Below are 1,369 nucleotides of genomic sequence, written 5' to 3' on the forward strand. Positions count from 1 at the left end.
GCGTAATGTAAATACACGTATTTGCGGATAATTAAGCTAGAATCAGGTTAACTAGAAACGGTGAGATTTATAATGTATATAAACCAACTGTTAGATGCGTATAAAAACGCTAAGAATTACATTCAATGACAAACAAATCGCGCACGATTTAGGAATAAGCGTGCAAAAGTTATCAGGAATAAGAAATGGTGAGCGTTATCTAACTGAAAACGAAGCGCTATTTCTTGCTAAGGAAGTGGGAGCCGACACAGAAACGGTATTAGTTTACTTAGCAGCAGACAAAGCCAAGAGTTACGAAGCACAGCAAGACATGGAAGACATACGCAAAAAGTATAACGGGCTAGGTTTAACAGGTATTTCAATGGCTTACGGGGCTTTTGCTCTGACAAATTTAGAAATGGCCAACTTCGTATTATGTACGTTATGTTAAATGATATATAGCGCTACGTGAAATGTTTCTGTCTCGGCTCCCCTTTACTGGTATTAATGCTCTGATTCATGATTAAACATAATTTGTATTTACCATAAAATACCTAATATAGAACCTTATTAATCAAAGATTTAAGGTTCTATATTGGTTATACGATTAAGGCTTCAATCGCGTTGGCGAGTTCTTGTTTTCGTACGGGCTTAGCAACAAAGCTGTCCATACCGACGTCTAAGCAATTTTGTTTATCGCTGGCTAATGCATGGGCTGTTAAAGCGATAATTGGCACTTCAAATCCCTTTGCTCGTAGAATTTTTGTTGCTGTGAGTCCATCCATGACTGGCATTGACACATCCATAAACACCACATCCAGAGACTCCGTGTTGGACTCGATGAACTCAATCGCTTCACTTCCGTTATTGGCAATAAATACGTTGTGGCCAAGTTTGTTTAAAAGCAGTTGGATAACCATTTGATTGGAATGTGTATCTTCTACGACTAACACATTCAATGCTCTGTCGCGTTTGCTAGTCGTGCCATCTTGGCTCAAACGAATTAGCTTGCGACTTTTAACTGGAATTTGCACAATCAAATGTCGAGCCCTTACCAAACTGGCTAGAAACACAGAACTGTTCCTGACATGAGCTCAACCAAGTGTTTTGTAATGGCAAGCCCTAGGCCCGTGCCTCCAAATTTTCATGGTAATTGAGCTATCTGCTTGTTTAAACGCGGTGAACAAAGAGCTAATTTTGTCTCTCTCGAATGCCAATCCCTGTGTCTATGACAGAGATGGATAACTCACTCTATTAGGCTCACACGAATATCAATCTGACCTTGCTGAGTGAACTTCACCGCGTTACCAATGAGATTAAACAACACTTGAGATAATCGGCTGGGATCAAGCCAATAGTGACGCTTGTCGTCAAGTTCGATGCTGAGCTC

The 1,369-nt window shown here is 40.2% G+C and carries 2 protein-coding genes and 1 pseudogene; 1 reads left to right on the forward strand and 2 read right to left on the reverse strand.

What is annotated here, in order from left to right; translation table 11 throughout:
- Nucleotides 1-72 precede the first annotated feature (72 nt).
- A pseudogene (locus CIK04_RS25895) lies at nt 73-430 on the forward strand (DUF3693 domain-containing protein).
- 148 nt (nt 431-578) lie between these two features.
- Here CIK04_RS25895 and CIK04_RS34005 read toward each other — a convergent pair.
- Nucleotides 579-1,052 carry a response regulator gene (locus CIK04_RS34005; RefSeq protein ID WP_325205839.1) on the reverse strand — a complete coding sequence of 158 codons (474 nt, stop codon included), beginning with the start codon at nt 1,050-1,052 and terminating at the stop codon, nt 579-581.
- 173 nt (nt 1,053-1,225) lie between these two features.
- Entirely contained in the window at nt 1,226-1,306 is an 81-nt protein-coding gene (locus CIK04_RS34010) for a hypothetical protein (protein ID WP_325205840.1), read from the reverse strand.
- Nucleotides 1,307-1,369: the final 63 nt, after the last annotated feature.

The organism is Vibrio sp. 03_296 (assembly GCF_002265885.1).